Source organism: Photorhabdus thracensis (genome assembly GCF_001010285.1).
GTDB classification, from domain to species: domain Bacteria; phylum Pseudomonadota; class Gammaproteobacteria; order Enterobacterales; family Enterobacteriaceae; genus Photorhabdus; species Photorhabdus temperata.
In genome coordinates, this window is record NZ_CP011104.1 from 4,913,666 (window position 1) to 4,938,423 (window position 24,758).

At 46.4% G+C, this 24,758-nt stretch carries 18 protein-coding genes and 7 pseudogenes; 10 read left to right on the top strand and 15 right to left on the bottom strand.

Annotated features, from left to right (window positions below; genetic code table 11):
- Nucleotides 1-306 precede the first annotated feature (306 nt).
- Entirely contained in the window at nt 307-1,437 is a 1,131-nt protein-coding gene (locus VY86_RS21470) for a hypothetical protein (protein WP_046976504.1), read from the top strand.
- Nucleotides 1,438-1,667: 230 nt separating this feature from the next.
- Here the strand turns inward: VY86_RS21470 and VY86_RS21475 are convergent, their stop codons facing one another.
- From VY86_RS21475 to VY86_RS21490, 4 genes are all read right to left on the bottom strand, one after another.
- A complete protein-coding gene (locus VY86_RS21475; protein ID WP_046976505.1) occupies nt 1,668-3,185 on the bottom strand; it encodes a hypothetical protein in 1,518 nt (505 codons plus the stop codon).
- A 32-nt stretch (nt 3,186-3,217) separates the two neighbouring features.
- Complete coding sequence (locus VY86_RS21480) at nt 3,218-3,640, bottom strand: hypothetical protein (protein WP_046976506.1); 423 nt, start codon at nt 3,638-3,640, stop codon at nt 3,218-3,220.
- 18 nt (nt 3,641-3,658) lie between these two features.
- Nucleotides 3,659-5,233 carry a WD40 repeat domain-containing protein gene (locus VY86_RS21485; RefSeq protein ID WP_046976507.1) on the bottom strand — a complete coding sequence of 525 codons (1,575 nt, stop codon included), beginning with the start codon at nt 5,231-5,233 and terminating at the stop codon, nt 3,659-3,661.
- 118 nt (nt 5,234-5,351) lie between these two features.
- Nucleotides 5,352-5,858 (bottom strand): hypothetical protein, encoded by a 507-nt coding sequence (locus tag VY86_RS21490; protein ID WP_046976508.1) that lies wholly within the window; start codon nt 5,856-5,858, stop codon nt 5,352-5,354.
- Between the two features lie 1,264 nt (nt 5,859-7,122).
- Here VY86_RS21490 and VY86_RS21495 point away from each other — a divergent pair.
- The 3 genes and pseudogenes from VY86_RS21495 to VY86_RS21505 all read left to right on the top strand — a co-directional run.
- Nucleotides 7,123-7,788 (top strand): DUF4172 domain-containing protein, encoded by a 666-nt coding sequence (locus VY86_RS21495; protein ID WP_228940640.1) that lies wholly within the window; start codon nt 7,123-7,125, stop codon nt 7,786-7,788.
- A gap of 59 nt (nt 7,789-7,847) precedes the next feature.
- Nucleotides 7,848-9,017: an RNA-guided endonuclease InsQ/TnpB family protein gene (locus VY86_RS21500; RefSeq protein ID WP_046976509.1), complete on the top strand. Its 1,170-nt coding sequence runs from the start codon at nt 7,848-7,850 to the stop codon at nt 9,015-9,017.
- A 44-nt stretch (nt 9,018-9,061) separates the two neighbouring features.
- Nucleotides 9,062-9,586: pseudogene (locus VY86_RS21505) on the top strand (Fic family protein); the annotation flags it as partial.
- Nucleotides 9,587-9,652: 66 nt separating this feature from the next.
- Here the strand turns inward: VY86_RS21505 and VY86_RS25020 are convergent.
- The 4 genes and pseudogenes from VY86_RS25020 to flhB all read right to left on the bottom strand — a co-directional run.
- Nucleotides 9,653-9,769: pseudogene (locus VY86_RS25020) on the bottom strand (IS481 family transposase); the annotation flags it as partial.
- A gap of 122 nt (nt 9,770-9,891) precedes the next feature.
- Complete coding sequence (locus tag VY86_RS21510; RefSeq protein WP_046976510.1) at nt 9,892-10,311, bottom strand: hypothetical protein; 420 nt, start codon at nt 10,309-10,311, stop codon at nt 9,892-9,894.
- A 474-nt stretch (nt 10,312-10,785) separates the two neighbouring features.
- The gene (gene flhA, locus VY86_RS21515; protein WP_046976511.1) at nt 10,786-12,867 is read right to left on the bottom strand and encodes a flagellar biosynthesis protein FlhA; all 2,082 of its coding nucleotides are present in this window, start codon (nt 12,865-12,867) and stop codon (nt 10,786-10,788) included.
- Nucleotides 12,860-14,011, bottom strand: coding sequence for a flagellar biosynthesis protein FlhB (flhB, locus tag VY86_RS21520; RefSeq protein WP_046976512.1), 1,152 nt, complete (start codon nt 14,009-14,011; stop codon nt 12,860-12,862). The genes flhA and flhB overlap by 8 nt, the downstream gene beginning before the upstream one ends.
- A gap of 717 nt (nt 14,012-14,728) precedes the next feature.
- Here flhB and VY86_RS26700 point away from each other — a divergent pair.
- Nucleotides 14,729-14,881, top strand: a pseudogene (locus VY86_RS26700) (transposase); the annotation flags it as partial.
- Between the two features lie 165 nt (nt 14,882-15,046).
- A pseudogene (locus VY86_RS26705) lies at nt 15,047-15,196 on the top strand (IS5/IS1182 family transposase); the annotation flags it as partial.
- 57 nt (nt 15,197-15,253) lie between these two features.
- On the opposite strand, the gene VY86_RS25025 reads toward VY86_RS26705, so the two are convergent.
- Nucleotides 15,254-15,418 (bottom strand): hypothetical protein, encoded by a 165-nt coding sequence (locus tag VY86_RS25025; protein WP_162200381.1) that lies wholly within the window; start codon nt 15,416-15,418, stop codon nt 15,254-15,256.
- An 11-nt stretch (nt 15,419-15,429) separates the two neighbouring features.
- On the opposite strand from VY86_RS25025, the gene VY86_RS25440 reads away from it, so the two are divergent.
- Nucleotides 15,430-15,762: a Tn3 family transposase gene (locus VY86_RS25440; protein ID WP_046976514.1), complete on the top strand. Its 333-nt coding sequence runs from the start codon at nt 15,430-15,432 to the stop codon at nt 15,760-15,762.
- A gap of 250 nt (nt 15,763-16,012) precedes the next feature.
- On the opposite strand, the gene VY86_RS21535 is transcribed toward VY86_RS25440, so the two are convergent.
- A complete protein-coding gene (locus VY86_RS21535; protein ID WP_046976515.1) occupies nt 16,013-16,390 on the bottom strand; it encodes a type II toxin-antitoxin system VapC family toxin in 378 nt (125 codons plus the stop codon).
- On the bottom strand, nt 16,390-16,593 hold the full coding sequence (locus VY86_RS21540) for a type II toxin-antitoxin system VapB family antitoxin (RefSeq protein ID WP_046976516.1): 204 nt from the start codon (nt 16,591-16,593) through the stop codon (nt 16,390-16,392). Before VY86_RS21540 ends, VY86_RS21535 begins: the two co-directional genes overlap by 1 nt.
- Before the next feature lie 106 nt (nt 16,594-16,699).
- Here VY86_RS21540 and VY86_RS21545 point away from each other — a divergent pair.
- Nucleotides 16,700-17,380 (top strand): annotated as a pseudogene (locus VY86_RS21545) (ISKra4 family transposase); the annotation flags it as partial.
- 215 nt (nt 17,381-17,595) lie between these two features.
- Nucleotides 17,596-18,989: pseudogene (locus VY86_RS23815) on the top strand (IS5-like element ISPlu14 family transposase).
- Between the two features lie 330 nt (nt 18,990-19,319).
- Here the strand turns inward: VY86_RS23815 and VY86_RS21560 are convergent.
- The 4 genes from VY86_RS21560 to VY86_RS21580 all read right to left on the bottom strand — a co-directional run bounded on the left by VY86_RS21560 (nt 19,320) and on the right by VY86_RS21580 (nt 22,286).
- The gene (locus VY86_RS21560) at nt 19,320-19,703 is read right to left on the bottom strand and encodes a hypothetical protein (RefSeq protein ID WP_238591521.1); all 384 of its coding nucleotides are present in this window, start codon (nt 19,701-19,703) and stop codon (nt 19,320-19,322) included.
- Nucleotides 19,704-19,842: 139 nt separating this feature from the next.
- Entirely contained in the window at nt 19,843-20,079 is a 237-nt protein-coding gene (locus tag VY86_RS21565; protein WP_046976517.1) for a hypothetical protein, read from the bottom strand.
- On the bottom strand, nt 20,076-20,771 hold the full coding sequence (locus VY86_RS21570) for a hypothetical protein (RefSeq protein WP_238591523.1): 696 nt from the start codon (nt 20,769-20,771) through the stop codon (nt 20,076-20,078). Before VY86_RS21570 ends, VY86_RS21565 begins: the two co-directional genes overlap by 4 nt.
- 321 nt (nt 20,772-21,092) lie before the next feature.
- Nucleotides 21,093-22,286 carry an IS4 family transposase gene (locus VY86_RS21580; RefSeq protein WP_046975214.1) on the bottom strand — a complete coding sequence of 398 codons (1,194 nt, stop codon included), beginning with the start codon at nt 22,284-22,286 and terminating at the stop codon, nt 21,093-21,095.
- Between the two features lie 78 nt (nt 22,287-22,364).
- On the opposite strand from VY86_RS21580, the pseudogene VY86_RS21585 reads away from it, so the two are divergent.
- Nucleotides 22,365-24,704 (top strand): annotated as a pseudogene (locus VY86_RS21585) (toprim domain-containing protein); the annotation flags it as partial.
- Between the last annotated feature and the right edge of the window lie 54 nt (nt 24,705-24,758).

The window sequence follows — 24,758 nt, forward strand, 5'->3', positions numbered from 1 at the left end:
GCCGTTTTTTATTGTTTTGATAGTATTTATCAGCGCCACCTTCCTGTTCAACCCGAGCTTCGTAGCTGCTCACGGAGTCCTCAGGTATGAATAATTCAGACGAAAAGTATTGTGAAACTGTTATTGCAATCAGGGAAGAAAAGATTAGCAAAAATCACCATTTGTAAGTCAATGTAACAATTGCATAACTATAATGTTTTGCGTGTTACGAAAATATATTGCAGAATAGGAATAAACGACAACGGGTATTGACAATATAATTTTTAATTACTCAACGTACGAGTTTCAACTTCAGGAACAATATTGATGCACAAGCAACTAAAAAAAAGAAAATCGAGCGGACAACAGATACCAAAAACGCCTCAGCAACAATTCAAAGCTTACTGGAAGTCCATCGAAAAATACCAATTGAAGATCGCCAAGCTACAACAGCAACAAGACGACTTGTTCATGCGCTTTCAACAAGAGGTTTTACCGGTAGAGCATCAATATATACAGTCCAGATATGATAAAGCGGCACGGTTGCTTTCATTTGCCGATAAAAAATCGCTGGGGAAAAACCAACGGAGAGAATTATTTTTCTGGATAGAAGAGGAGCTTGCTGAGTTATGTGCTTACCCCTTTAACGAAAACCTTGATCTCAATAAGTTGACCGATTACTTTTCCAATCTTCATACGTTGAAAGAAGAGGAAGCTCCAACACCAGAACAGATGGCTGATATCCGGCAGACTTTGGATGAATATTTTGATTTTAATGAAGAAATATCTGATGAAGAATTACTTGATATGATGAAAAATCCTGAAAAAATGCGTGCCACCATAGAACAGCATTTTCAACGGGAATCAGAACATTTCTACGATGAATATGATGCAGAAGATACCGATGATTTCAACCCTGCGGAAGAAGACCAGAGAAAACTGGATGATTTATTTAAATCGCAGGAAGTAAGCCAAATGTATAGAAAAATAGCCAAGGTATTACATCCGGATCGTGAACAGGATTTAGATGAGAAAAAGAAAAAAAACCAGTTGATGGTACAGTTATCAAAAGCCAAGAAAGATAATGATGTCTGGACGATAATAAACATGTACTACGAATACATTGATCCAACTTTCAGTTTTAACAGTCGGGATATATCCGACATCAATAAGTTGCTAAAAGCACGTATAGATATACTAGCCAGTGAGCTTAATCAGCTAAAAAAATCTGATTCGTTACCAGGCATGATTTGGAGCACACTGGGAGGTGAAACATCGAAGGCAATAGAAAATAACCTCCGCGAACACTGCAAAAAATTGCGGCAAAATATAGAAAACGAAATCCAACTGCGCGAAAGCCTGCGTTCACTCACCGTACTAAAAAGCTACCTTGCGGAACGACGTGATGCCTTTGAACTTCAACAGGATATTATCGACTATCTTTTCAAACAATATTGAATCCGCTGAATCTGCCGGAAATTTCAGCGGCTCACACATCAGGCTCAAGGGTATCCCCTATGGATTTCAAGATGCATCGTGACGGCAAGGGAGCGAATCCCCGGGTGCATAGCGAACTATGTGACCGGGGTGAGGGATATATAAAGGGTACTACTACGCTGTAACAGCCCGCATCCATGCGTGGACAAAGTGCCGAGGATACAGGATAACGTCCAGTTTAGTGATTTTAGTCACCATTTGACATTCTCAAAAACATAAACTGCACCGGCTTCGGATTTAGAATCGACACTCTCTGACGCTGCACCAACTACCAAACTCGTCCCCACCTTATTCAGGCTGACAGATCCACCAAAAGTATCTAAATTGCCTGAATTGCCTGAAGGATCCAAAATCTCCATAGGTGTTTCCATATTCCACTCATCATTCAAACAGGTATACACATACACCCTTGAAGACGCCCCCACTACCAGGCGATCTCCCGCATCATTCAGTTCGAGAGAATCGCCAAAATATACATCACTTGCAGGGGCCGAAAACTTAATGGGATTTTCTCTATCCCAGATCCCATTTGTGCGCGTATACAGATAAACCGCCCTAACAATATCAGTGGATTTATAAAATCCCCCCACTGCCAGACGATCTCCCTCTGCATTCAGGCTAAAAACCTTGCCAAAACCGGATGAGCTATCTTCAGAGTCTTTGAGCTTAATGGGGTTTTCTCTATTCCAGATCCCATTCGTGCGTGTATACACATAAATAGTGCTTATTGTGAAATCATCGTAACCATGCACCGCCAGACAGTTTCCTGCGGCACTCAGGGCGACAGCCTTGCCAAACTCATAAGAACTCGAAGGGACCGGAAACTTAATGGGATTTTCTCTATTCCAGATCCCGTTCGTGCGTGTAAACATATAGAACGTAGAATGTAACGTAGGTGGTTTGTATTCGCACCCAGCCACCAGACAGTCTCCTGCTGCACTCAAGCTGATACCCAAGCCAAAGATTTCAGTGCGGCTCGGAGCCGGAAACCAAACGGGCTTTATTACATCCCAGACGCCATTTGTGCGCATATGTACACCAACCCTCTTTTCGGAACTATTGGCCCCACTAGCTGCCAACGCCAAGCAACCTCCCGCCGCATCCAGACAGACATCCCATGAAAATCCATAATGATCACTTTGATAAGACTCAAGCACAATAGGCGTGCTTGTATTCCACTCACCACTCTTCCGGCGCGTATATACACAGACTTTATTAATCATCCCAACCGCTAAACAGTCTCCCGCGGCATTCAGGCTAACAGAATGGCCAAAGCGCTCCTTCGCTTTAGAGGAAGGAGAAACAATACGCGTTATCATAGTACGTTTCAAACCCAACACCTGCGTGATCTCCATCCGCTCCCGACGCGATAAACTGAAAAAATCCGTAAACTGAATCTGCCGATCAGCATCCAATTTCAGATACCCTCCTCCATCAAAAGAGAGCCCACCTTCTGGCTTCAGTGATAGTGCCAAAGCCCCCTGTTCAAGGTTTAACCCACCAGAATGGTGAGTGTTGAGGGCCAATTTTCCTTGACCATCTCGTTTCAGTCCTGTAGTTGGGCCATCACCCTGAGCGCCGTCAATGATTTCATATACCTTATATGCCTCATCAATCAAATGGGAAAAGGCTTCAGGCATGAGCCGAACACCAGACTTAAAACTCGCTTTCAATGAGTCAACAGTACTAATTTCTTTATCAGTCATCATATTTCCTCAAAAGCCGTATTAGGCAGTCACCGTCATCTGTTTTCTGTTCCCTGTTTTCTGCCTTCTGTCTCAGCATTCAATAACAACTTGGCAATTTGTTCCCGCGTCTCCTCAGGAAGCAATTTAAAAGCTTGTGCCGAAACTGCTACAGTACCATCCGCTGACACTGCCCCAGATTTATCCAACATCAATCCCCCATTGGGCTGTAGCCTTAACGCAAGCCCCTCCGGTTTCACCGCGATGCCATCACCAGTCTTAACCACCAAACGGTTGTCGATAACCTGCAACCCAACTCCCGGATGATAAGCCTGATCACCATCCTGCCAACCAAAAAGCTGTCGCCACAACGTGGCCCAATCAATTAATGAATAAAATGCTGCCTCAGTCGGGATCTTGCCAGGGGCGAAGTGAGCACTAAGCTGGCTGACCGTTTCATCTGTTATCTCTTTCGCCATCGTTTTTTCCTCATTTAGCTAGTCGTAAAGGTAAACTTTCCCTTCTCCACTCTTCCAGCCACTGGAGCCAATCGCCAACGTATTGCCATCACCACTAAGGCAAACACCGGCGCCAAATTTATGGTTTGATTCCCCATCCAACTCCAGTAATTTGCCCTGCATAATCCATTGCTCATCCTGATAGATAAGCCACCATACCGCACCGGTTTGCACACCTGTGTCATTTTTACCAACAGGTGTTGACACCACCAGTACCTGGCCGTCGCCACTCAAAGACAACTCGCTGCCAAACCTTTCCCCGGCAGTCACCGCTTCTCTCAGTATCCCTATAACTTGCCATACATTACAGTGACGCTGGTATAAATAGACCGCACCAATATTGTTCTTCTCTCCGGGGCACCCCACCGCCAGAATATTGCCGCTATCGCTCAGGCTAAGACTGGCGCCAAAGCCGTCACTGCTGATGAGTAAAGGAGAAGTCAGCGAATTGAGTGGCGGTCGCGGCTGCCAGTATGCCGCCCCGTGACGATGAAATATCGTCACTTCACCGTTATTATCATTACGCCCAGTTGCCGCCACTGCCAAGGTTGAACCATCCGCACTCAAGCTTAGTTTGCCGCCAAACATATCGCCCTGTGCCGGAGAAGATAAGGTCAGACGCTCACCAAGTTGTGACCATTTCTTCCCGTCATACTGATAAAGATACACGGCGCCGCAGTTAGTCAATGAACCCGATCTCCAGCCATAAGAACCTACCGCTAATAGTGTGCCATCAGCGCTCAAGCCCACAGCGCAACCGAAATGCTGCTGAACGTTCGCCTCACTAAGCCAAAGTTTGGCAGATTTCTCCCACGTGCCATTTTCCAATTTGCGATAAACGAACACCGAACCATGCCCACCATCACTGTTTCGGTTATCAATACCCACCGCGAGAACATTACCATTTCGATTCAGACTTAACGCTCTGCCGCTATAACCACTAACGTAATCAGCGAATTGCTGCCGCCAACCGTTATCGGTATAAGAAAATAGATATACAGGTTCCTTTCCTTCTGCCCCACTAAGCGCGATAGTTTTCCCATCGCCGCTGACACTGACAACAGCGCCAAGGTTTTTATTGTTACCGTTGGCCGGCAAGTCAAACACGGGCAACTGCACTTTACTCGCTGCCATCTCCTCAGCATGAATCAGCCAACAGTAAAGTTCCCTTTTTTGTTCTTCTGTAAAACTCTCAAACAGTGCCAGCGACAATTTAAACTCGGGGCGTAATCCCAATTCGCCATTAATAAACTGTAAGCCGCTGCTCTTATCAATATTGACAGCAATTTCACGGTCTTCCCTGATATGCACCCCTTCACCGGGATTCACTAAGAGTAAATTCACCTCATCCAGATCCCGGTTCAATCCTGCCCCTGGATTATTGTCGGGCTGATCAAGATCCAGCCCGGCTAAACGCCGACCTTCCGCCGCTATTTGCACCAATTGAGTATAATTTTCACTTTTCGGCAGGGAATATAATTTAAACCAAGATTTAACCTCCTCTTTATTCAACAGATTATTCTCGCTGGATGTAGATGCCTTGTTGTGAGCCATTTAATACCTCCAATGCAGAATGACAGATAAATTAACGTTGCCACACGCCGTTCTATTCTTTTACTTTCCAAATAAACAATATTCTGGCTTTATCCCTCTCTCGATACTTTTCTTTATCCTAATTGGCCGCTTTATCGGTAAACTTTGCCGGATCGTCTGGCGTAGCAATATGTTTAACCCCCGAACCGGGCATTTCCTCTCTTGGTACAAACAGCACCTCTGCGGCTTTTAGTTGCTCGTACTCTTTCTTACTCCAGAAGAAGTCTTTATCGGCAAACTTCGCCAAATCATCGGGTGTAGCAACATGTTTAATACCCACACCGAGTATTTTTTCTGCTGGTATAAACAACACCCTCGCAGCTTCCATCTGTTCGTAGGTTTTCTCATTCCAGTAGTATTCTTCATCGACAAACTTCGCCAAATCATCGGGCGTAGCGACATGTTTAATACCCAGACCAGGTGGCGTTTCTCCTGCTGGCGTAAACAATACCTCTGCAATTTTCATCTGCTCATAGGTTTCTTTATTCCAGAAGAGGGCTTGATCGGCAAACTTCACCAAATCATCGGGCGTGGCAACATGTATCACGACAATACCTTCCTGATATAGCGGCGGTTCAATGGACATAATGTTTTCCTCATCAGAAACCCATTCTTAGTTACCCTGCGATTTGAAACGATTTAACTTCGCTTATTGCCTCAGGTACACTACCGCCCTCGAAAAATATGTTCCCGATAACACTTATTTAATATTTAACTTGACTATGTCACTGGTTTTTCGTAAGGCACAACCTGATATAATTAAGCATTGTGGAAAAGTGAATTTTTGCCAGTTATTTAATAAAAAATTAATTGCTTTTTTTTCATAAAATTTCACATGAAAAGATATCGCTTAAATAATATTTTCCTCACCACTATTATCGTAACAACAATAAATTTAATTAGTTTTAAATCGACTCATAAAAAACATATTGAGAAAACACAAAATAACCGATAACACACTAAAATAGCATCTTCTTCACATAACAATTTGATTTTTATAAAATAAAAAACTTCATTTTAATCATTAAGGAAAATCGCCAATATATTTAAATAATATCAAAATCATAATTACCCACATTAAATAATTTAGAATCTGAAAATGATAAAATAATAGTTAATAAAAACCGTTTTTTGTCTGTCAGCGTAGTCTTAAAACCTGGGAAAAAGGACAAACGCATCATGAAAAAACAGGTAAAAGTTTTAATCAATAAAGATAAAAAAAGTGATTAAAGCTTTTATATAAAAGGCGGATTTAACTCAATAAATACACTTTTAAAAGGGATAGTTAACTGCATTGAATCGAAGCCCATTAACCATTAACAGAGAGTTGAAAAGAAATAAGCACGCATAAATTATTATCTAAACAGGATCATACTCAGGTGTTTTCTCGCGGTTATTATACACAGAAAAATATAAAAATAACGCAATAAAAAAGGGATAAAACGGTTAATATGGCAGGATTTAAGCCATGAAAAAAGAATTGATTATCCGAAAAAACGTAAAGAGGTATCTTTACCATCAGGTTATTTACTGGCTGATTTATGAAGATAAAAAACAGGTATGATTAACGTTGGTTAAACGTGAAACACGATATCCCATGATGATTAAATCTAATAAAAAGCAAATGTTAAAAGCGGTAAAAACAATCGTTAAAACTTTATACCGATTAAATCCAGGAGTCAGGGCCGGTCTAAAAATGTGAGATCTCGCCCAGCCCGCTATCAAGATCAATAAGACCTTAATGGCCTTAAAAAAACCGCAAATGAGTCAAATAAAATTAACATTCGACTCATTTAGTGAGTAGAATAGAAGTCTTAATAGAAGTCTTATTTGACTCACAGGTGAAATCAATGTTGATATGGGAACAACATAATTGGCCTGAATTCCATTGGAATGCCGACGTTATTGCACCGTTACTACGAGGCGTGCATTTCAACCAAGGATTGTTATTAGGCAAATCTGAGTATGAAGACGCCAGGCAAGCAACGCTTGATAGCCTGCTATCCAGCATAATCTATTCCAGCGAAATTGAAGGCGAGAGATTGAACGCGGCTTCTGTACGCTCGTCATTGGCGAACAGGTTGGGCATCACGGAAGAAAAACCTTATCCAACAACAGAAAGAACTGACGGCATTACCGAGGTCGCCCTTGATGTGATAGAAAACAGTGACTCCGATCTGACCCTTGAGCATATCCTCAGGTGGCATCAGTTGATGTTCCCCGCAGGATATACCCTGTTCAATCCGATACAAGGAGGTCAGTTACGCGAAGGGGTGACAGAAGTGGTATCCGGTCGTCTGGATAAGCCGACTGTTCACCTTGAAGCGCCACCACCGGAAAAAGTCGTCGCCGAAGTACTTCAATTTATAAAATGGTTCAATAAATCCCGAACAGATGCCAGTCTCGATCCCATCGTTAGCAAAAACCGCCGTAAACCCTTGCCCAGTGCGAGCAGGGATATCAGGCGAAAAGCCCAAAGGGCTTTAAGGCGGGCTACTGCGACGTCTCCTGACTGAATTGATATCTGCCGGTAAAACAGGCTAAAATGAATGCACTTTATCAATGAGTGTTGAATATGTTAAGAGCGACCAAAGTCCGCCTCTACCCCACACCCGAACAGGCCGAGTATCTTAACGGCCAGTTCGGTGCGGTCCGTTTTGCGTACAACAAGGCGCTGTACATCAAAAAGCATACTTACAAACGTCACGGCGTAAGTTTAAATCCGCGCAAAGACCTCAAACCGTTACTGGCGGTCGCGAAGAAATCCCGCAAGTATGCCTGGCTCAAGGCATATGATGCTCTCGCGTTACAGCAGGCGGTGCTCAATCTGCATACTGCGTTTGATAATTTCTTCAATCCGAAGTTGCGCGCCCAATTTCCCACGTTCAAACGCAAACAGGGCAAGCAATCGAGTTATCACTGTGTTGGGGTGAAAGTGCTGGAGGGTGCGGTGAAGCTCCCGAAATTGTCACCGATAAAGGCGCGCATACACCGAGAAATTGAAGGGGAAGTGAAGAGCATTACGCTCTCTCGCACCGCCACGGGAAAATATTTCGCCGCTATCCTGTGTGACGATGGAAAAGATGCGCGGGAAAAGCCGGGCGTTATCACCCGCGTGACCGGTTGCGATATGGGTTTGTCCCACTATCTTATCGAGTCGAATGGGGAGAAGGTCAATAACCCGCGTCACCTTATCAACGCCACCCGTAACCTGCGTCGAAAGCAGAAATCGCTGTCCCGCAAACAAAAGGGCAGCGCTAACCGTAGCAAGGCCCGATTACGTCTGGCGGCAGTCCATGAGCGGATAGCCAATGCCCGCGCCGATTTTCAACACAAACTCTCCCGAACAATGGTTGACGAAAACCAAGCGATAATTGTTGAGACGCTGAAATCGGCCAACATGATGAAGAATCACCACCTTGCCCACGCTATCGGGGATGCGGGCTGGAATAGTTTCCTGATGAAATTGGAATACAAAGCCGCAGCAGCGGGGGTCCACCTGGTGAAACTGGATCAGTGGTTCGCCAGTTCGAAAACCTGTCATTGCTGCGGTCACAAAATGCCGGAAATGCCGCTGCATAAGCGGATCTGGCAATGCCCTTTCTGTCGAGTCGAACATGATCGCGATATCAATGCGGCGCTCAACATCCAGCGCAAGGGCATAACAGCATTACAGGCGGCGGGACTCGTCGTTTCTGCCCATGGAGGCCAGTGTAAATCCGTCATAAAGACGGTTGCGGCCTGAGAAGTGGGAAGCCTCACCGTTTTTTACGGCGGGGAGCAGTCACGGCGGCAATTGCTCATTTATGGTTTGTGACAATCCACCCCTTAGAAGACGGAAACGGGCGCGTTACCCGATTTTTGACAGACCTTGCACTTATCCAAGCCGAAAACCGCTCAATCCGTTTCTACGCAATGTCAATCAGTATTTGTGAGCATCGTAAGATGTATTACGAAATCCTTGAAAGCACTCAGAAAGGCAGCTTGGATATTACCGCCTGGATAGTTTGGTTTCTGAAAATACTGAATGAAACCTTAATAAACAAACTGAAAGAAATTAATCGGGTTGTGTTAAAAGCTAAGTTTTGGCGGCAGATAGATCAGACCCAATTGACTAAAGAACAGGCAAAAGTATTAAACCGTATGCTGGACGGTGATTTTGAGCAGGGTATTAACAGCAGCCAATATCAAAAAGTGGCGAAGGTAAGTCGCCCCACGGCAACAAGACATTTGGCACATTTGGTTGAACTAGGCTGTTTAGAAAGCACCGGAGCTGGCGGTCGTAGCACCCGTTACATTCTCAATTACATTTGAATTTATCCGGGATGATGTAATTGTAGCTAAACATAAGGAATATTATTAAATTCCGCTCATCATAATGAACATGTCATGCGAAATGCCCATGATTTTACAAGCTTTGGATATATTGTTAAGTTCTTCCGCCAGACTCAGCAAGCCAGCTTTATATTTGATGATGGGATTAATAGTATGGAACATGAGAGTTACCTCACGTTTTGTTTAAGATTTCAACATCTATATCAAAACCGGTAACTCTCAATCTTTCAAATTCCTGTATCAGATCAAGTCACGCCTAATACACATTAAACTAACTTAATCGATTATTTTCCAAATATCTTGGTCTTAGCCGGTATTCCGTTTGAGAATTTTGTACTACTCCAGTCTATCTGATTAGGTGGTATACCGAATTTTTTCCATGTTAAATTAATGGGTACTCCAAGTATGCATGCAGCAATAAATCGATGCTGACCATCCAATATATGGGTAAGCCCTGTCTGGTTATTACGCCAGACAACGATTGATATTGGATTTCCCTTTGTTTTAAAGCTTGCTATTTTTTCATCGACAACTTTTTGAAAAACTTCTGCCTGAGCGGGTAGTGGTGCTGAATTTCCAATATCATTTCGTCCTACAGGGCTGCCTTTTAATATTGATGTATCATATGTATCCTCATTTCCTTTTAGTTGAGTTCCGTTTTCTGTTTTTCCTGATGTTACGGGTTTTAACATATTTTTATACATATTTAACTCTCATCCTTTTGAATTGTTTAGGGCATCAGATATTACTGAATTTTCCTTTTTCGTCACCCAATTTTATGTATTATTTTTTATCTTTCCTTTATCATTATTATTCTTTAATTCAACATTCGACTCTTTAGTTTGTTATTTATTATCCTTGCCCAATATGATTTGATCTATTTTTGATCTATTTCGGAAATTTTTTATATTCAGATAATATTAAAATCAAAACTAACAACATTAAATAATTAACTGTCATGACAGAGAAAACAATTAAATCCAACCTACTCACAAGCTCACTAATGATTATTATTTAATAATGAAAAAACCGAAGTGAATAAAAACCACTTCGGCGGTACTTGTAAAGGAAAATATGATAAAAGAAAAATCTCACTTTTATCCTAAACGGGCAATTTTTTTTAAAAGAATATTAAGGGCCATTTCGAAAATAAATGGCCCATTATTTTATTGATATGATTATCCATTACCACCAATGGTTGCTGTCATACGGATTTGACGGTTATCACTGATTTCAAGATTAGATAAAACCACTAACTGAGGTAAAGTCCTTCGCAAGAAACGCGATAACAGCGGACGTAATGCATGATTAACCAACAGTACCGGAGGAGCACCCAACATTTCCTGACGTTGCAGTGCTTCCGTTGCCTGCCGTTGCAGATTATCCGCCAATCCTGGCTCCAAACCACCACCGTTTTGCAACGCCTGAATCAATAAGCGCTCAAGACCGGCATCTAAGCCGATAACCTGGATTTCCTGCGCTCCAGGGAACCACTGTTGAGCTATCGCCCGGCCAAGCGCGATTCTGACCACAGATGTCAGCTCATAAGGATCAGTTTGTCCTGGAGCATGTTCAGCCAGTGTCTCAATAATTGTCCGCATATCCCGGATCGGCACTTGTTCGGACAACAAGTTTTGCAGAACCTTATGCAAGGTTGTCAAACTGACGATATCGGGAATAAAGTCTTCCGTCAGTTTAGGCATCTCCTGACTGACGCGTTCAAACAGTTGTTGAGCTTCCTGACGGCCAAACAGTTCATTAGCATATTGCGTCAACAGATGATTCATATGAGTAGCCACAACCGTACTGGCAGCAACCACTGTATAACCCTGAACCTGCGCCTGTTCTCTGAGGCTGTCATCAATCCAAACCGCAGAGAGCCCAAAAGCCGGATCTTTGGTGATATCACCTTGCAATTCCCCCACTGCACCACCAGGGTTAATTGCCAGCCAGCGCCCCGGATGGGCTTCACCACGACCAATTTCTACCCCTTTCATTAGAATACGGTAGCCAGCCGGAGCCAGTTCAAGGTTGTCACGGATATGAACCACCGGTGGTAAATATCCCATCTCCTGAGCAAATTTCTTCCGAATGCCACTGATTCGCCCCAGTAATTCGCCATTTTGACGAAAATCAACCATCGGGATCAGGCGATATCCCACTTCCATCCCCAGCGGATCTTCAAGCTGAACATCAGACCATGAAGCTTCTGATGCCTGCTGTTGCTCTTCCACTTTTGGTTTTTCCGCATTCATCACCGGGCCATCAGCACGGCGATAGAGATACCAACCAAGACCTGCTAACGCCGCAGTGAACAGCAGGAAAACAAAATTGGGCATTCCCGGAACCATACCCAATAATCCGAGAACCCCCGCACTCAACATCAACACACGGGGATTATCGAACAGTTGAGTCACCATCTGCTGACCAACATCCTGATCCGTCGCCACGCGGGTAACAATCACACCTGCCGCGGTCGAAATAATCAGGGCAGGTAACTGCGCCACCAGGCCATCACCAATGGTTAACAGGGTATAAGCTTCCCCCGCATCCCCCAGACTCATACCATGCTGGGCCACACCAACAATTAAGCCGCCGACGACATTGATAACCAAGATCATTAATCCGGCAATCGCATCGCCACGCACAAACTTACTGGCGCCATCCATCGAACCATAGAAATCCGATTCCTGCGTCACTTCCGCACGGCGTTTCTTCGCTTCCTCTTCACCAATTAATCCGGCATTCAGGTCAGCGTCAATCGCCATCTGTTTACCTGGCATACCATCCAGCACAAAACGGGCACCAACTTCAGCAATACGCCCTGCACCTTTGGTAATCACCATAAAGTTAATCAATACCAAGATAACAAATACCACAATACCGATAGCAAAATTGCCGCCAACTAGAAAGTGACCGAATGCCTCTACAACGCGCCCTGCTGCCGCAGAGCCAGTATGCCCTTCCAATAAAATGATACGGGTTGAAGCCACGTTAAGAGACAAACGCAGTAAAGTGGAAAACAGCAATATTGTCGGAAATGCGGCAAAATCCAGAGTACGCCGGGTAAACATCGCCACCAGCAACACCATAATTGATAGCGCGATATTAAACGTAAACAGCAAATCCAACATGAATGGTGGCAACGGCAATACCATCATTGACAAGATCATGAGGATCAATACCGGCCCGGCAAGAATTTGCCATTGCGAGCCTTTCATATTGCCCGGTAAACGAAATATAGAGGCCAGATTAGCCATGACGATTATTTTCTCCAGCGAAATCCAGTGCTGGCGGCACTGGCAGATTTTCAGGTTTCTTCGGCTTCAAGCCGCCTTCCCGTTTCCAACGTTTCAATTGGTAGACCCAGGCAAGCACTTCCGCTACCGCCGCGTAAAGTGTCGCGGGGATATGCCCCCCAACTTCACTATGGCGATAAAGCGCCCTGGCAAGTGGCGGCGCCTCAAGTAATGGAATGCGGTTTTCTGTACCCATTTCTTTAATCCGCAATGCAATGATCCCAGCCCCTTTCGCCAATACCCTTGGCGCACTCATCGCTTTTTCGTCATATTTCAGGGCGACGGCATAGTGAGTTGGGTTGGTGACAATCACATCCGCTTTCGGTACATCCGCCATCATCCGCTGACGGGCGGCTGCCCGTTGTTGTTGACGGATACGCGCTTTAACATGTGGATCCCCCTCTTGTTCTTTAAATTCATCCTTTATTTCCTGTCGGGTCATTCTCAGTTTTTTCAGATGGCTGTATATCTGGTAAACGACATCGAAAGCCACCATCGGTATCAACATGAAAACCACCACATAACCGGCAAATACCAGCATTTGCATTGCATCATCCAGCGCCAGCAGAGGTGGTTGCGCGATCAGCCGTAACATGGCAGGCCAGTTCATCCAAAGAAATAAAGCAGCGCCAATTCCGACAAACCCTGCTTTAAGCAACGCTTTGAATAATTCAGCTAACGCATTCATTGAAAAAATACGTTTCAGACCAGAAATAGGATTCAATTTTTTCGCATCAAATTTGATGGATTTTGTACTGAATACTAATCCACCCAATAGCGCCGGAGCGCTTAACGCAACGAACACTAATCCAGCAAAAACCGGCAACAAAGCCCAAACAGCTTGCCGGAGCAACCTGCCAATTTGCTGAACCATCTGCTTATCATTGCTGACCATGCTGTGATCGAAGTTAAAACCTTCAAACACCATCAGCGACAATTCATGAGTAATTGATTGACCGCTCATCCAGAGCAAACTCAGGCCACTGGTCAGCATCAATATAGAACTCAGCTCTCTGGAGCGGGCTATCTGCCCCTCTTTCCGGGCTTTTTCCCGTTTATGGGGCGTAGGTTCTTCTGTTTTCTCAAGATCGCTATCTTCAGCCACAGCTTTCCTTGTCAGCGTCTAAAACGTTGTTGGTCAGAAAATATGGAATTAAATAGCTGCTAGCATGACAAAAGAGAAAAAATTCGATGGCTGGAACAATGAGAAATTTGGCGGGGTATTTGTGGGATCAAGGCGAATGACAAGGCTGGTGCAAAACAATGACGACCTAATTTGGATAAAGCATTTCGTACCTTCGCTCCGGTAATAAGATCCTGTTTGCGGTGATGCTCTTAATGAAGCCGTTTCTATTTATCAACTATACAAAAAAGACAGGCCAGAGCCACTTTTAACTGTTCTTCGCCACTTAAATATTTTACCGGTTTTAATGCCTCTTCCCCACGAATACGCAACTGTGCAAGACGTGTCCGGTATTGATCTTCCCGCCATCCCGGTGCCTGTATTTAAAAGTTATACAGCGCCGACTGTAATTTATCGAGAATTGAGCGGCCAGATTCGGGCGATAAAGGTCTTGGATCCCACTTAGTACTACAGCCGTAGATACCAGAAAGTTGCATTTTCCTTGATGCTCACCACTCTGAGAAACCGCATGAATTAAGCTTTTCTATGAGTGTCTTTTCTGTTGAAAAAAGTAAGTACGGCTGTAGTATTAGAACCTATCCCAATAAGGAATTGTCATATTCTATAACGGATAATTTTGAAGGCATAGAGAATATGGCAAACAACAAATGGCGGCTCAGTGATGAACTTTGGGGAAAAATGGCGCCACTTATTCCCGAACATAAAACTCAGCATCCGCTGGGCACACATCGTAAACGTGTTGATAACCGTGCCGCTATGGATGCCATCTTCTTTGTGCTCAGAACGGGCTGCCAATGGAACGCCCTGAATGCAACAGGAATATGCTCGTCAAGTTCGGCTCACCGTCGTTTTCAGGAATGGCGTGACGCAGGCGTTTTTGAACGCTTCTGGCAGAACGGTTTACTGGCCTGCAAGCATCTCGCGATCATCGACAAAGTCGGCACTACGAGCTGCACATCCAGTCTCGCAAGGAAGAGCCAAAATACGGACTTTAAAGCTCAAAGATGGGTTGTCGAGAGGACTCATATCTGGATGAATCGCTTTCGCCGGATACTGACCCGATGGGAAAAGAAGGTCGAAAACTATGAAACTATGTTACATTTTGCATGCGGGATTATAGTCTGGAACAAAACCCTATTGGGATAGGCTCTTAGTACACCTGTATTAACAGTTAATACAATAAGTATACCTCAAGCCAACAGATCAGGCCACATCATCACCCGCATTTGACTGCATCAGCACCAGAAAGAAATCGGACTGCGTCTGCGTATCATCCAGCGCGGGAAAGTCTGCCTGGGAAAAACTGGTGGCGTCCCGGGCCGAAACTACGCGCTCATCCTCAATAAAGGTTTTCCTCACGCCATTCACTTTCTTGCTGTATGAGTGCCGGAAGACTGCCGAATATCGCCCGTCCTCATCCAGAAAGACGCAGGTATCCCAGCGATGGTTTCCTTTTTTTCGGAAATGGTGGTAGACCTGACGGCCGTGCCTTTGGGTTTGGTGCCTTGAAAATGGCCGATATGTCAGATTTGGAACTCAACCAGCTTCGCGCAATACGGGAGGATTTTATTCGGGTTGATACGCTTTGTGCTGCCAATGAAATAGTCAGTAATCATATTCATTCACTGGCGAATGGAACCTCATGGATGACAAAATATCGGCCTGAACGAGTACGAAGGCCATTCGCTGTACGACATGATTTACAACAATAAAACGGATATTGATATCCATATGGTGGCAGGAGATAACCACTCATTGAAGGGGTCTAACGGTACGAAAAGTCACTCTAAGACCGAATTTCGTCTTTTTATTTCCTGATGAGAAAATGAAGAATCACTTTCTCTCTTCAGTGGTAGTGTCTACCCCGCAGTAAAGTTATCGGGTCGCGCAGGGGGAAAGTTCCCTTGCGCGACCCGATAACCCCTGATAAATCCCGCTGAAAAAATAATTATAAGTTTCCGGTCAATGAATCGGCTGATAACTCACATTAAGACGTTTAGCCAATCTCTCAAGTCGCTTATCCAATGTCCAAAGTCTTGCTCCTGGCGTTATTAAGGTTGATGCCAGCAACGTAATATCAATAAAACCACATCCAAGCCCGTACAGTTTTTCGTTTTCAATAAATGCCATCACTTCGGCAATACTGGCCTGATGGCTCGGTGGTAAGAAACCTAGATCACCAAGTGTTCGCAGTCTTGGAGCCGGAGGGGTACCACATGCTATCTCTGCCAATACCATTGGATGAATCAGAACCAGATCCCGGCTCAGCAACTGAATCAACCCGTCATTCCGGTTCTTGAAATGGTCAACCCAGACGGATGTATCAACCAAAATAGTCATTATGAGGATGACTCCTCGCGGCGGCGGGGAATCATCTGCATTTCAGGCGATGTACCTCCGAGCGAAGCGAGCCGCTTTGCCGCCTGCACCTGAACAAACGTTTTTACCGCTTCCCGGAAAATATCAGCTTTGTCCATGCTAGGATCGGCCATTTCCAGCGCTTGTGCATACAGCACATCATCAATCGTGACAGTAGTTCGCATTTGATTACCTCATTGATTCAAATATTGATGCAATATTGCATCAATATCTGAATCAATGCAAGAGCATAAATCATTGGGGCAATTGCGTTAACCTGTCACCATTTAGTGTCTGGAAAATCACCCCAGAAGAAAACTGCTGGCCCAATTATCCTCGCAAGGGATGCAGGCTAATCAACAAATTACCTTCTTATCAGATGGCGCTGATAATCTCAGGGATCTGCAATTTAATTTGTACCCTGAATCCCAGTATGTGCTCGACTGGTTTCATATCACAATGCGCCTGACAGTCTTAAAACAATATGCCAAAGGGGTATCAAAAGACGCCCCTGAACTCGGAGCAGAATTATCAGACGTTTTAACCAGCACAAAATGGTCTATCTGGCATGGGAATGTCGATAAGGCATTAGAATATTTGGATCATTGTGCCTTGATATGTGATGACGATACATTGCATTATGAAAACCATAAATCGCTGTTAAAACATATCGATGAAATGTATACCTATATTGAAAATAACCGCATGATGATCCCGAATTATGGTGAAATGTACCGATATGGCGAACCGATTTCTTCATCATTTGTTGAATCGACGATCAATGAAGTCATCGCTAAACGGATGGTGAAAAAGCAGAAAATGCAATGGAGTCAACAAGGAGCGCATTACTTACTTCAGACACGCACAGCGGTACTTAATGATGATTTGAAAACCCAATTTGAGCATTGGTATCCGGGCATAAAATTAGGTGACGAAACGGAGCATTATTGGACAGAAACGGTTGCTGCATAAATGCCCCAAGGTTTTTTATGCTCTCCAAATTAGCTTAATGAGGAAAATGGATGGCATTATGATTCACAATGAAAGGAACAAACCCCGTTATTTTCAACGAGGTTTGTCAGCGGTCTGAAGCCGCTGGCGCGGCTTCAGATTATTGACAAAGTGCTGGTTTTTTATCCGGCATTTTGTTTTAATTAAGTTCCGTTCACTCAACGGAGCTTGCCACCATGTTAAGACCCCCCCCTCTCCAGACTTTCCCGCCAGAAACGCTCTCGCTTGACGAGCTGGTCCCTAAAAATCATTTGGTCCGTCAAGTCGATGCTGCCATTGATTTCGAATTTATCCGCGAATTAGTCGCCCCGTTGTATTGCCACAATAATGGCCGTCCTGCTATCGATCCGGTCATGCTGATTAAAATGATGTGACTCGGCTACTTGTTTGGCGTCCCCAGTGAACGCCGTCTGGTACAGGAAATTCAGGTTAATGTGGCTTACCGCTGGTTTCTGCGCCTCGGACTGACAGAAAAGGTCCCTGATGCCTCAACCCTGAGCCAGAACCGCCGCCGCCGTTTCAATCATACCGCGGTCTTCCAACAGATTTTTGACCACATTGTTGAACAGGCGATAGCCAAAGGATTTGTGGGCGGACACGTACTCTATACCGACAGCACCCACCTGAAAGCCAGTGCCAATCCGCATAAATCGGAGAATGTCATGCGGTCGGTTCCCCCCGGCGCCTATGTTGACGCACTGGATAAAGCCGTCACTCAAGACCGGGCGGCAGCTGGAAAAAAAGCCTGAAGCCAGCCCTAAAGGAACGGCAGAGAAAGACGAAGGTCAGTACCGTCGATCCGGAAAGCGGGTTTATGCACCGGACCAACAAACCCAGGGGGTTCTTTTACCTTGACCACCGTACCGTGGATGGGCAAGTCGGTATTATCACCGATACCTACGCCACACCGGGTAATGTCCACGACAGCCAGCCTTTTATCAAGCGTTTGACGCGTCAGTTAGAGCGTTTTGCTCTCAATCCCCTCGCGGTTGGGTTGGATGCGGGCTATTTTACGGCCCCGGTTTGTTATCTGACGGAACAGTTAGGCATTATCCCCATCATAGGTTATCGCCGGCCGAATAAGGGACCAAATACCTTTCAGAAGAAACATTTCACCTATGACCAGCTACAGGATTGTTATGTCTGCCCGCAGGGAGAAAAACTGATTTATACCACAACCGACCGTCAGGGATACCGGCATTATCAGGCCCCGGCGGCTATCTGCCAGTGTTGCCCGCAGCGTGATGCCTGCACGCACGCGAAAGGCGGAAAAACGATAACCCGTCATATCTGGGAGGCCAGTAAAGAGCAGGCCAGAGAAAACCGGCTAACGGAATGGGGTAAAAAAGTTTACAAGCGACGAAAGGAAACAATAGAGCGCAGTTTTGCGGATGCGAAGCAACATCACGGGCACCGTTATGCCCATTTTCGCGGGTTGCAGAAGGTGCAAATACAGTGTCTTTTGGCGGCAACTGCCCAAAATATCAAGAAGATAGCCTTGCTGGTCGCGATGCTTTGTTGTTTTTATCTCTGGAGGGCGAGCCAGTCAATGCCCGCGAAGCGAAAATAACGCCCTGACGGGCGATTGAATCGGGTCAATGAGGAAAATGAGTTGTATTATGATTCGTAATGAAAGGAACAAACCCCATTATTTTCAATGGGGTTTGTCAGCGGCTTTTGTCTTGACAGAATAACGTTAGTAAAGCAGAAGAGATCTGACATACGGCTCCTTCTCCATCATTCAAAAATCCTCACTAATATTTTTGGTGGTTTATCACACCTAACTCACTGTAAAACAACAAATCACCAAAACGCCGGCGACAGGTTACGGCAGTTGATCAATGCCATCATGATAAATAGTTGCAACAGATAGGGGGTTTGGGTGACCGGATAGGTCTACTCACCCAACCCCCCATAAAGGATCTTTCCCTTGCAATTTAGCGCCTGCATACGCACCAGTAATACTCGCTATTTCTGTAAACCAAAACCCTTTGCCTTGCGTTAATGCCCCTGTTCCTGTGGCTATCAGTACATCAGTAATGTTCACAGGACCATTTGTCAGTTGATTACTGACATTAGCTGTTTCACTGATTACACCTCCAGCAAAAATACTGCCTACCGTTGCTCCCGATGGCAGCAACACCGGTGCCACCACTGTGGAAATCCCCGCGCCCCATGCTGTTATCAATCCTCTTACCGGATCTTGTCCTTCCGGGTGATCGCCTTTGGCATGCTTTGACAATGCCGCTGAAATCTCTTGAGAGGATTTACCTTCATTTGACATAGCGGTCGCCAAGCTGGATGCCGATCGACCGTAATCTGCCATTCCTTTTGGCAAACTAAGTGCATTATTGTCCGTAACAATGTAAAAACCCTTGTACAATAGCCAAGGTTGGTCCGGTCGTCGATCAGATAGTGGTATCTTAATTCTCACGATTTCCTTTCAAACGGGATAAGATCCAGATTCCCACTCCTAATGGTAATCCTATTGCTCCTCCTCTTCTTACTGAATCTAAAGTATTATTTGCCCATTCAAAATAAAAATGTCCATCTCTTAAGAAAAAAATAACAGCGACTCCAAGTCTAATAAAAAGCAAAGCAAATGTTATAAGGAAAAAAAATGAAATAGCTAGTTTTATCATAAGCCTAATATCTTTCATTTTTTTCCTTCCCTTGTTTCCAATTGTTTCTGAACTTCCGAGCCGGCTATTTCCGATGCTCCAGCTCCCAAAATAGCTCCTGTCAAATTAGATGTTTTATTCAATATTATTGGTTTCAGTTGATTTCCGGCAGTAATAATTTTACTTCCGGTCGAACCAACTATATTACCAATAGCTGCCCCCGCCACTGGTGCAAGAGGGTTTTTATCCTGTAGTTTTGCCCCAACATAAGCACCTGTTATACTCGCCACTTCTGTAAACCAAAACCCTTTGCCTTGCGTTACCGCCCCCGTTCCCGTGGCTATCAGTGCATCAGTCATGTTCACAGAACCATTTGTAAGCTGATTACTAATGTTGGCTGTTCCACTGATTAGACCTCCAGCAAAAATACTGCCTACCGTTGCTCCCGATGGCAGCACCACCGGTGCCACTACTGTGGACATCCCCGCGCCCCATGCTGTTATCAATCCTCTTACCGGATCTTGTCCTTCCGGGTGATCGCCTTTGGCATGTTTTGACAATGCCGCTGAAATCTCTAAAGGAGATTTACCTTCATTTAACATCGCGGTAGCCAGACTGGATGCTAATCGACCGTAATCCGCCATGCCTTTGGGTAAGCTCAGTGCATTATTGTCAGTAACAACCCATTCCATTGCGAAGTGAGCCAGAGAACAGCGATTTTCCCTGTTCATTCAGTCAGTTACAACCCGTTTTTTCCGATGTGCGTTCACCGCCGAACCCAAAACCCCCTGACGCGCTTTTCGCCCCCGAAGGCCGGTTTTTCCCGCCGCGCTCTGGTCAGGGTAGCGCCTTTTTCGGCAACGGGCGAACGTCGCCCAACTGGCTTGGGCGGCGGGCGCCCGTTCTGCGGGCGCGGGCGGCATAGAGCCCGCAAGCGGCGCCCCTGCGACGCTCTGAGGCACGGGCGTTTCAGACCGGGCACGGCTTTGCATGACCACGCGATTTTGTTCAGGGAAGCCCTCGGGGGGCTGAGGGATCCCCACAAATCGGTGCTAATAAACCAGCACCATATTTCGGTAGACTCTTGTTAAGTGGTTAAGAGCATCATTCAGTGATATTTGTTTTAAAATCAGTGGGGAGTGTCGTAAGACGTTCTCCGCTAACGTCAGATATGAGATGACCCGCCGTGATTTGATACTGTTGGCCTGATATCTCAGATGTAATCCCTTATTCTCCACGTGATAACCAATCAGCCACAGGACGATTGTGCTCAGGGTTGCCAGTAAGCTCAGTACCCGCATTCTACCCGCAGAGCGACTGTGGCTGGCACGAAGACCAAATCCGAAACGCTCACTTTTTTCATCGCGGAAGTTTTGCTCTATCTGCATGCGACGACTGTATAACTTGATGATCTCCCGTGGCTTTAAATCATCTATACTACTGAAAATAAGCCAGGCTTCTTTTGCTGACTGCCGATACTCGTTGTCTGTTTTAGTATACATTGGCCTGCCTTTTGAACGTTTACTTTTCCGCCCTTTAGGTAATTTCTTGTATGTATAAAAATGACCATTAATACGGTTTTTCTTTTCTTTGACCAGCGTTCCCGCCCCCATGTATTTCGGCGTTATTGTTCCGGGACAGTCAGAGATTTTCAGCCATATTTCAGGACTATCTGCTAGGTGAAATTGAACGTTATTCCTGATCCGCCCAATAAAATCCCAGCCTAATGAGGTAATATGTCGAAACCATGGACTCTTAAATCCTGCGTCTGTGACGATGATGACTCTGGCATCGGAAGAGACGGCTTTAGCGAGGGAATCAAGAAACTGATTTTGTATTAAGGTGTTATTTTGTTTTTCCGAGGATACAACCCAACTCAATAACGGCATTGCCCGACCGTCGCAAAGAAGGCTGGCACGAAGCACATGATACTCCTGCGATGGATAACCGCTCCAGTCCACAGCAATAACGCAAAGAGGCAACTGACGAGTTATCATGGCAGTAATATTATTAAAAATCGCAGGAATATCGTTGTGAAGAGCGGTGTTTCCTAACAGGCGATCAACCCTTTTTATCTTGTTTTTGACCTGAGCCTGTCCGGGCAAAAAACGTCCAATACTGGTTAGCGTAAGAGAAGCGCCATTAATCAAAGCCATAGTGGCATCGATTAATGCATTCTGGCGATATTTATGAAACGGTGCTAAGGCATCTTTGAAGAAGTTGTGACATACTTTACGTGCAGGCATAGCAGTGACCTTATTGACTTGGTGGAACAATCAGTAGATCACACAACGCTATGCTTGTCTATTTTCTGGGGATTCCTCAGCCCCGAAGCCCTGGCTTATCTGGAAAAACGCCGGCTCAACCACCCGGAATTAGTCGCCCAGTTTAAACTGGGCTTTGCCAACCGCACGTTAGCCTATCGCCTGCCCATCAAGGCGGTGCAGGCCGGCGCACAGATCCGCGCCCGTCTTCGGGCCGTGGGGCTGATGCGCGACAGCGGGCACGAGCACTTTACCGGTTCGCTGGTGATACCGGTTATCGACCCGAACGGCCAGATCCGCGAGATCTACGGGCGCAAAATCACCGACCGTTTACGTAAAGGAACGCCGCTGCATCTGTACCTTCCCGGCGCACATGGCGGGATATGGAATGAGCCGGCGCTGATCAGTTCAGGGACGGTCATCCTCTGTGAATCCCTGATCGACGCCCTGTCGTTCTGGGTGGCCGGTCACCGCCATGTCACCGCCGCCTATGGGGTGAACGGCTTCACCGATGAGATGCGGCAGGCGTTTCGGCGGCATGGCGTTAAGCAGGTCTTGATCGCCTACGACAATGATCCGGCAGGCAATGAAGCGGCGGTAAAACTGGCCGCCGAACTCACCGCCGTCGGTATCACCGTGTTCCGGGTGGTGTTCCCCGAGGGCATGGATGCCAACGGCTATCTGTGTCAGGTCGCTGAGCCGGAACGGGCCTTCGGGTTGTTGCTCGACAGTGCCGTGCCGATGCAGGAAGCGGCAGAGGTACAGGCCACCACTGCAACAGAGCGGGCCGCACTGGCTGAACATCAGCCGGTTCCGGTGCCGGAAACAGTCAGCACATTAGCCGCCGGTATAGCCGCGTTGCCGTCAATGCCGAATGTGGTCTGGGAAACCGGCGCTAACGGCGAGATATCCCTGACGCTGGGCACACAACAGTGGGGTATCCGGGGCCTGTCACAGGTGAAAGCCGGGGCGGCGGTGATGAAAGTGAATGTTCAGGTCGTTGATACCGACAGCGGCGTGATGTTTGCCGACAGCGTGGACATGATGAGCGCCCGCAGCCGGGGCGGGTATGCGCGGCTGGCCGCCACCGAACTCGGGCTGGCCGAAGGTGACCTGCGCCGGGCACTGGGGCAGGTGTTGCTGGTACTGGAACAGTGTCAACAGGCCGGCGTCAGTGAACAAACCGAACCCCCACCGGTTCCCGAACTGAGCGAGGACCAGCGGGCTGCGGCGCTGGCGCTGCTGCAAGACCCGAAACTGAGTGAACGCATCACCGCTGACTTAGCCGCCTGTGGCGTGGTGGGCGAATCCACTAACCTGCTGGCCGGTTACTTAGCCGCCGTCAGTCGCAAGCTGGACCGTCCGCTGGCCGTGCTGATACAAAGCAGTTCGGCGGCAGGGAAAAGCAGCTTAATGGATGCGGTACTCAATCTGATACCGGAAGAAGAACGGCTGCAATACAGCGCCATGACCGGCCAGAGTCTGTTCTATCTGGGGGAAACCAATCTCCAGCATAAAATCTTAGCCATTGCCGAAGAGGAAGGCGTCAGGCAGGCCGCCTATGCGCTCAAACTGTTGCAAAGCGACGGCGAACTGACCATTGCCAGCACCGGTAAAGATGACGCCAGCGGGAATCTGGTGACCAAACAGTACACGGTAAAAGGGCCGGTGATGCTGATGCTCACCACCACCGCGATAGATGTGGATGAAGAGCTGTTAAACCGCTGTCTGGTGCTGACGGTAAACGAATCGCGGGAGCAGACCGAAGCTATCCACGCCTTGCAGCGCCATAAACAAACGCTGGAAGGTCTACTGGCCGAGAATGAAAAGGCATATATCACCGAACTGCATCAAAACGCCCAGCGGCTGTTGCGCCCGCTGAATGTGGTTAACCCTTATGCCTCACAGTTAACGTTCATGAGCGATAAAACCCGCACCCGACGCGACCACATGAAATATCTCACCCTGATACAAAGTATCGCCCTGCTGCATCAGCACCAGCGCGAGGTGAAGACAGCGGAACACCGGGGCAAACGGCTTGAATATATCGAAGTCACCAAAGAAGATATCCGCCTGGCGAACCGGCTGGCCCACGAGATATTAGGCCGCACGCTGGATGAGATGTCGCCCCAGACCCGAAAACTGTTACTGTTGATACAAGCGATGGTGAAAGAGACGGCGACAGCGCAGCAACGCCCGATGAACGCGGTCCGCTTTACCCGCCGGGATATCCGCAGTTACACCCAATGGAGCGATAACCAGTTAAAAGTCCATTGTCAGCGACTGGCCGACATGGAATACCTGTTAGTCCACGGCGGCAGCCGGGGCCATCTGTTGCAGTATGAACTGCTGTGGAACGGCGACAACGCAGAAGAAGCCCACCTGTGCGGCCTGATTGACCTGACAGCGCCGGAAAAACCGGTAAAACCCTGAATATGACTCACGCAAGTTGGA

Coding starts and splice junctions, on each gene's coding strand:
- VY86_RS21475 (WP_046976505.1), bottom strand. CDS start 3,185: ATGATGACTGATAAAGAAATTAGTACTGTTGACTCATTGAAAGCGAGT.
- VY86_RS21560 (WP_238591521.1), bottom strand. CDS start 19,703: ATGTCAAATGAAGGTAAATCCTCTCAAGAGATTTCAGCGGCATTGTCA.
- VY86_RS21495 (WP_228940640.1), top strand. CDS start 7,123: ATGTTGATATGGGAACAACATAATTGGCCTGAATTCCATTGGAATGCC.
- VY86_RS21485 (WP_046976507.1), bottom strand. CDS start 5,233: ATGGCTCACAACAAGGCATCTACATCCAGCGAGAATAATCTGTTGAAT.
- VY86_RS25440 (WP_046976514.1), top strand. CDS start 15,430: ATGAGTGCCGGAAGACTGCCGAATATCGCCCGTCCTCATCCAGAAAGA.
- VY86_RS21580 (WP_046975214.1), bottom strand. CDS start 22,286: ATGCCTGCACGTAAAGTATGTCACAACTTCTTCAAAGATGCCTTAGCA.
- VY86_RS21540 (WP_046976516.1), bottom strand. CDS start 16,593: ATGCGAACTACTGTCACGATTGATGATGTGCTGTATGCACAAGCGCTG.
- VY86_RS21500 (WP_046976509.1), top strand. CDS start 7,848: ATGTTAAGAGCGACCAAAGTCCGCCTCTACCCCACACCCGAACAGGCC.
- VY86_RS21510 (WP_046976510.1), bottom strand. CDS start 10,311: ATGTATAAAAATATGTTAAAACCCGTAACATCAGGAAAAACAGAAAAC.
- flhA (WP_046976511.1), bottom strand. CDS start 12,867: ATGGCTAATCTGGCCTCTATATTTCGTTTACCGGGCAATATGAAAGGC.
- VY86_RS21490 (WP_046976508.1), bottom strand. CDS start 5,858: ATGTCCATTGAACCGCCGCTATATCAGGAAGGTATTGTCGTGATACAT.
- VY86_RS21470 (WP_046976504.1), top strand. CDS start 307: ATGCACAAGCAACTAAAAAAAAGAAAATCGAGCGGACAACAGATACCA.
- VY86_RS21480 (WP_046976506.1), bottom strand. CDS start 3,640: ATGGCGAAAGAGATAACAGATGAAACGGTCAGCCAGCTTAGTGCTCAC.
- VY86_RS21535 (WP_046976515.1), bottom strand. CDS start 16,390: ATGACTATTTTGGTTGATACATCCGTCTGGGTTGACCATTTCAAGAAC.
- VY86_RS21565 (WP_046976517.1), bottom strand. CDS start 20,079: ATGAAAGATATTAGGCTTATGATAAAACTAGCTATTTCATTTTTTTTC.
- VY86_RS21570 (WP_238591523.1), bottom strand. CDS start 20,771: ATGAACAGGGAAAATCGCTGTTCTCTGGCTCACTTCGCAATGGAATGG.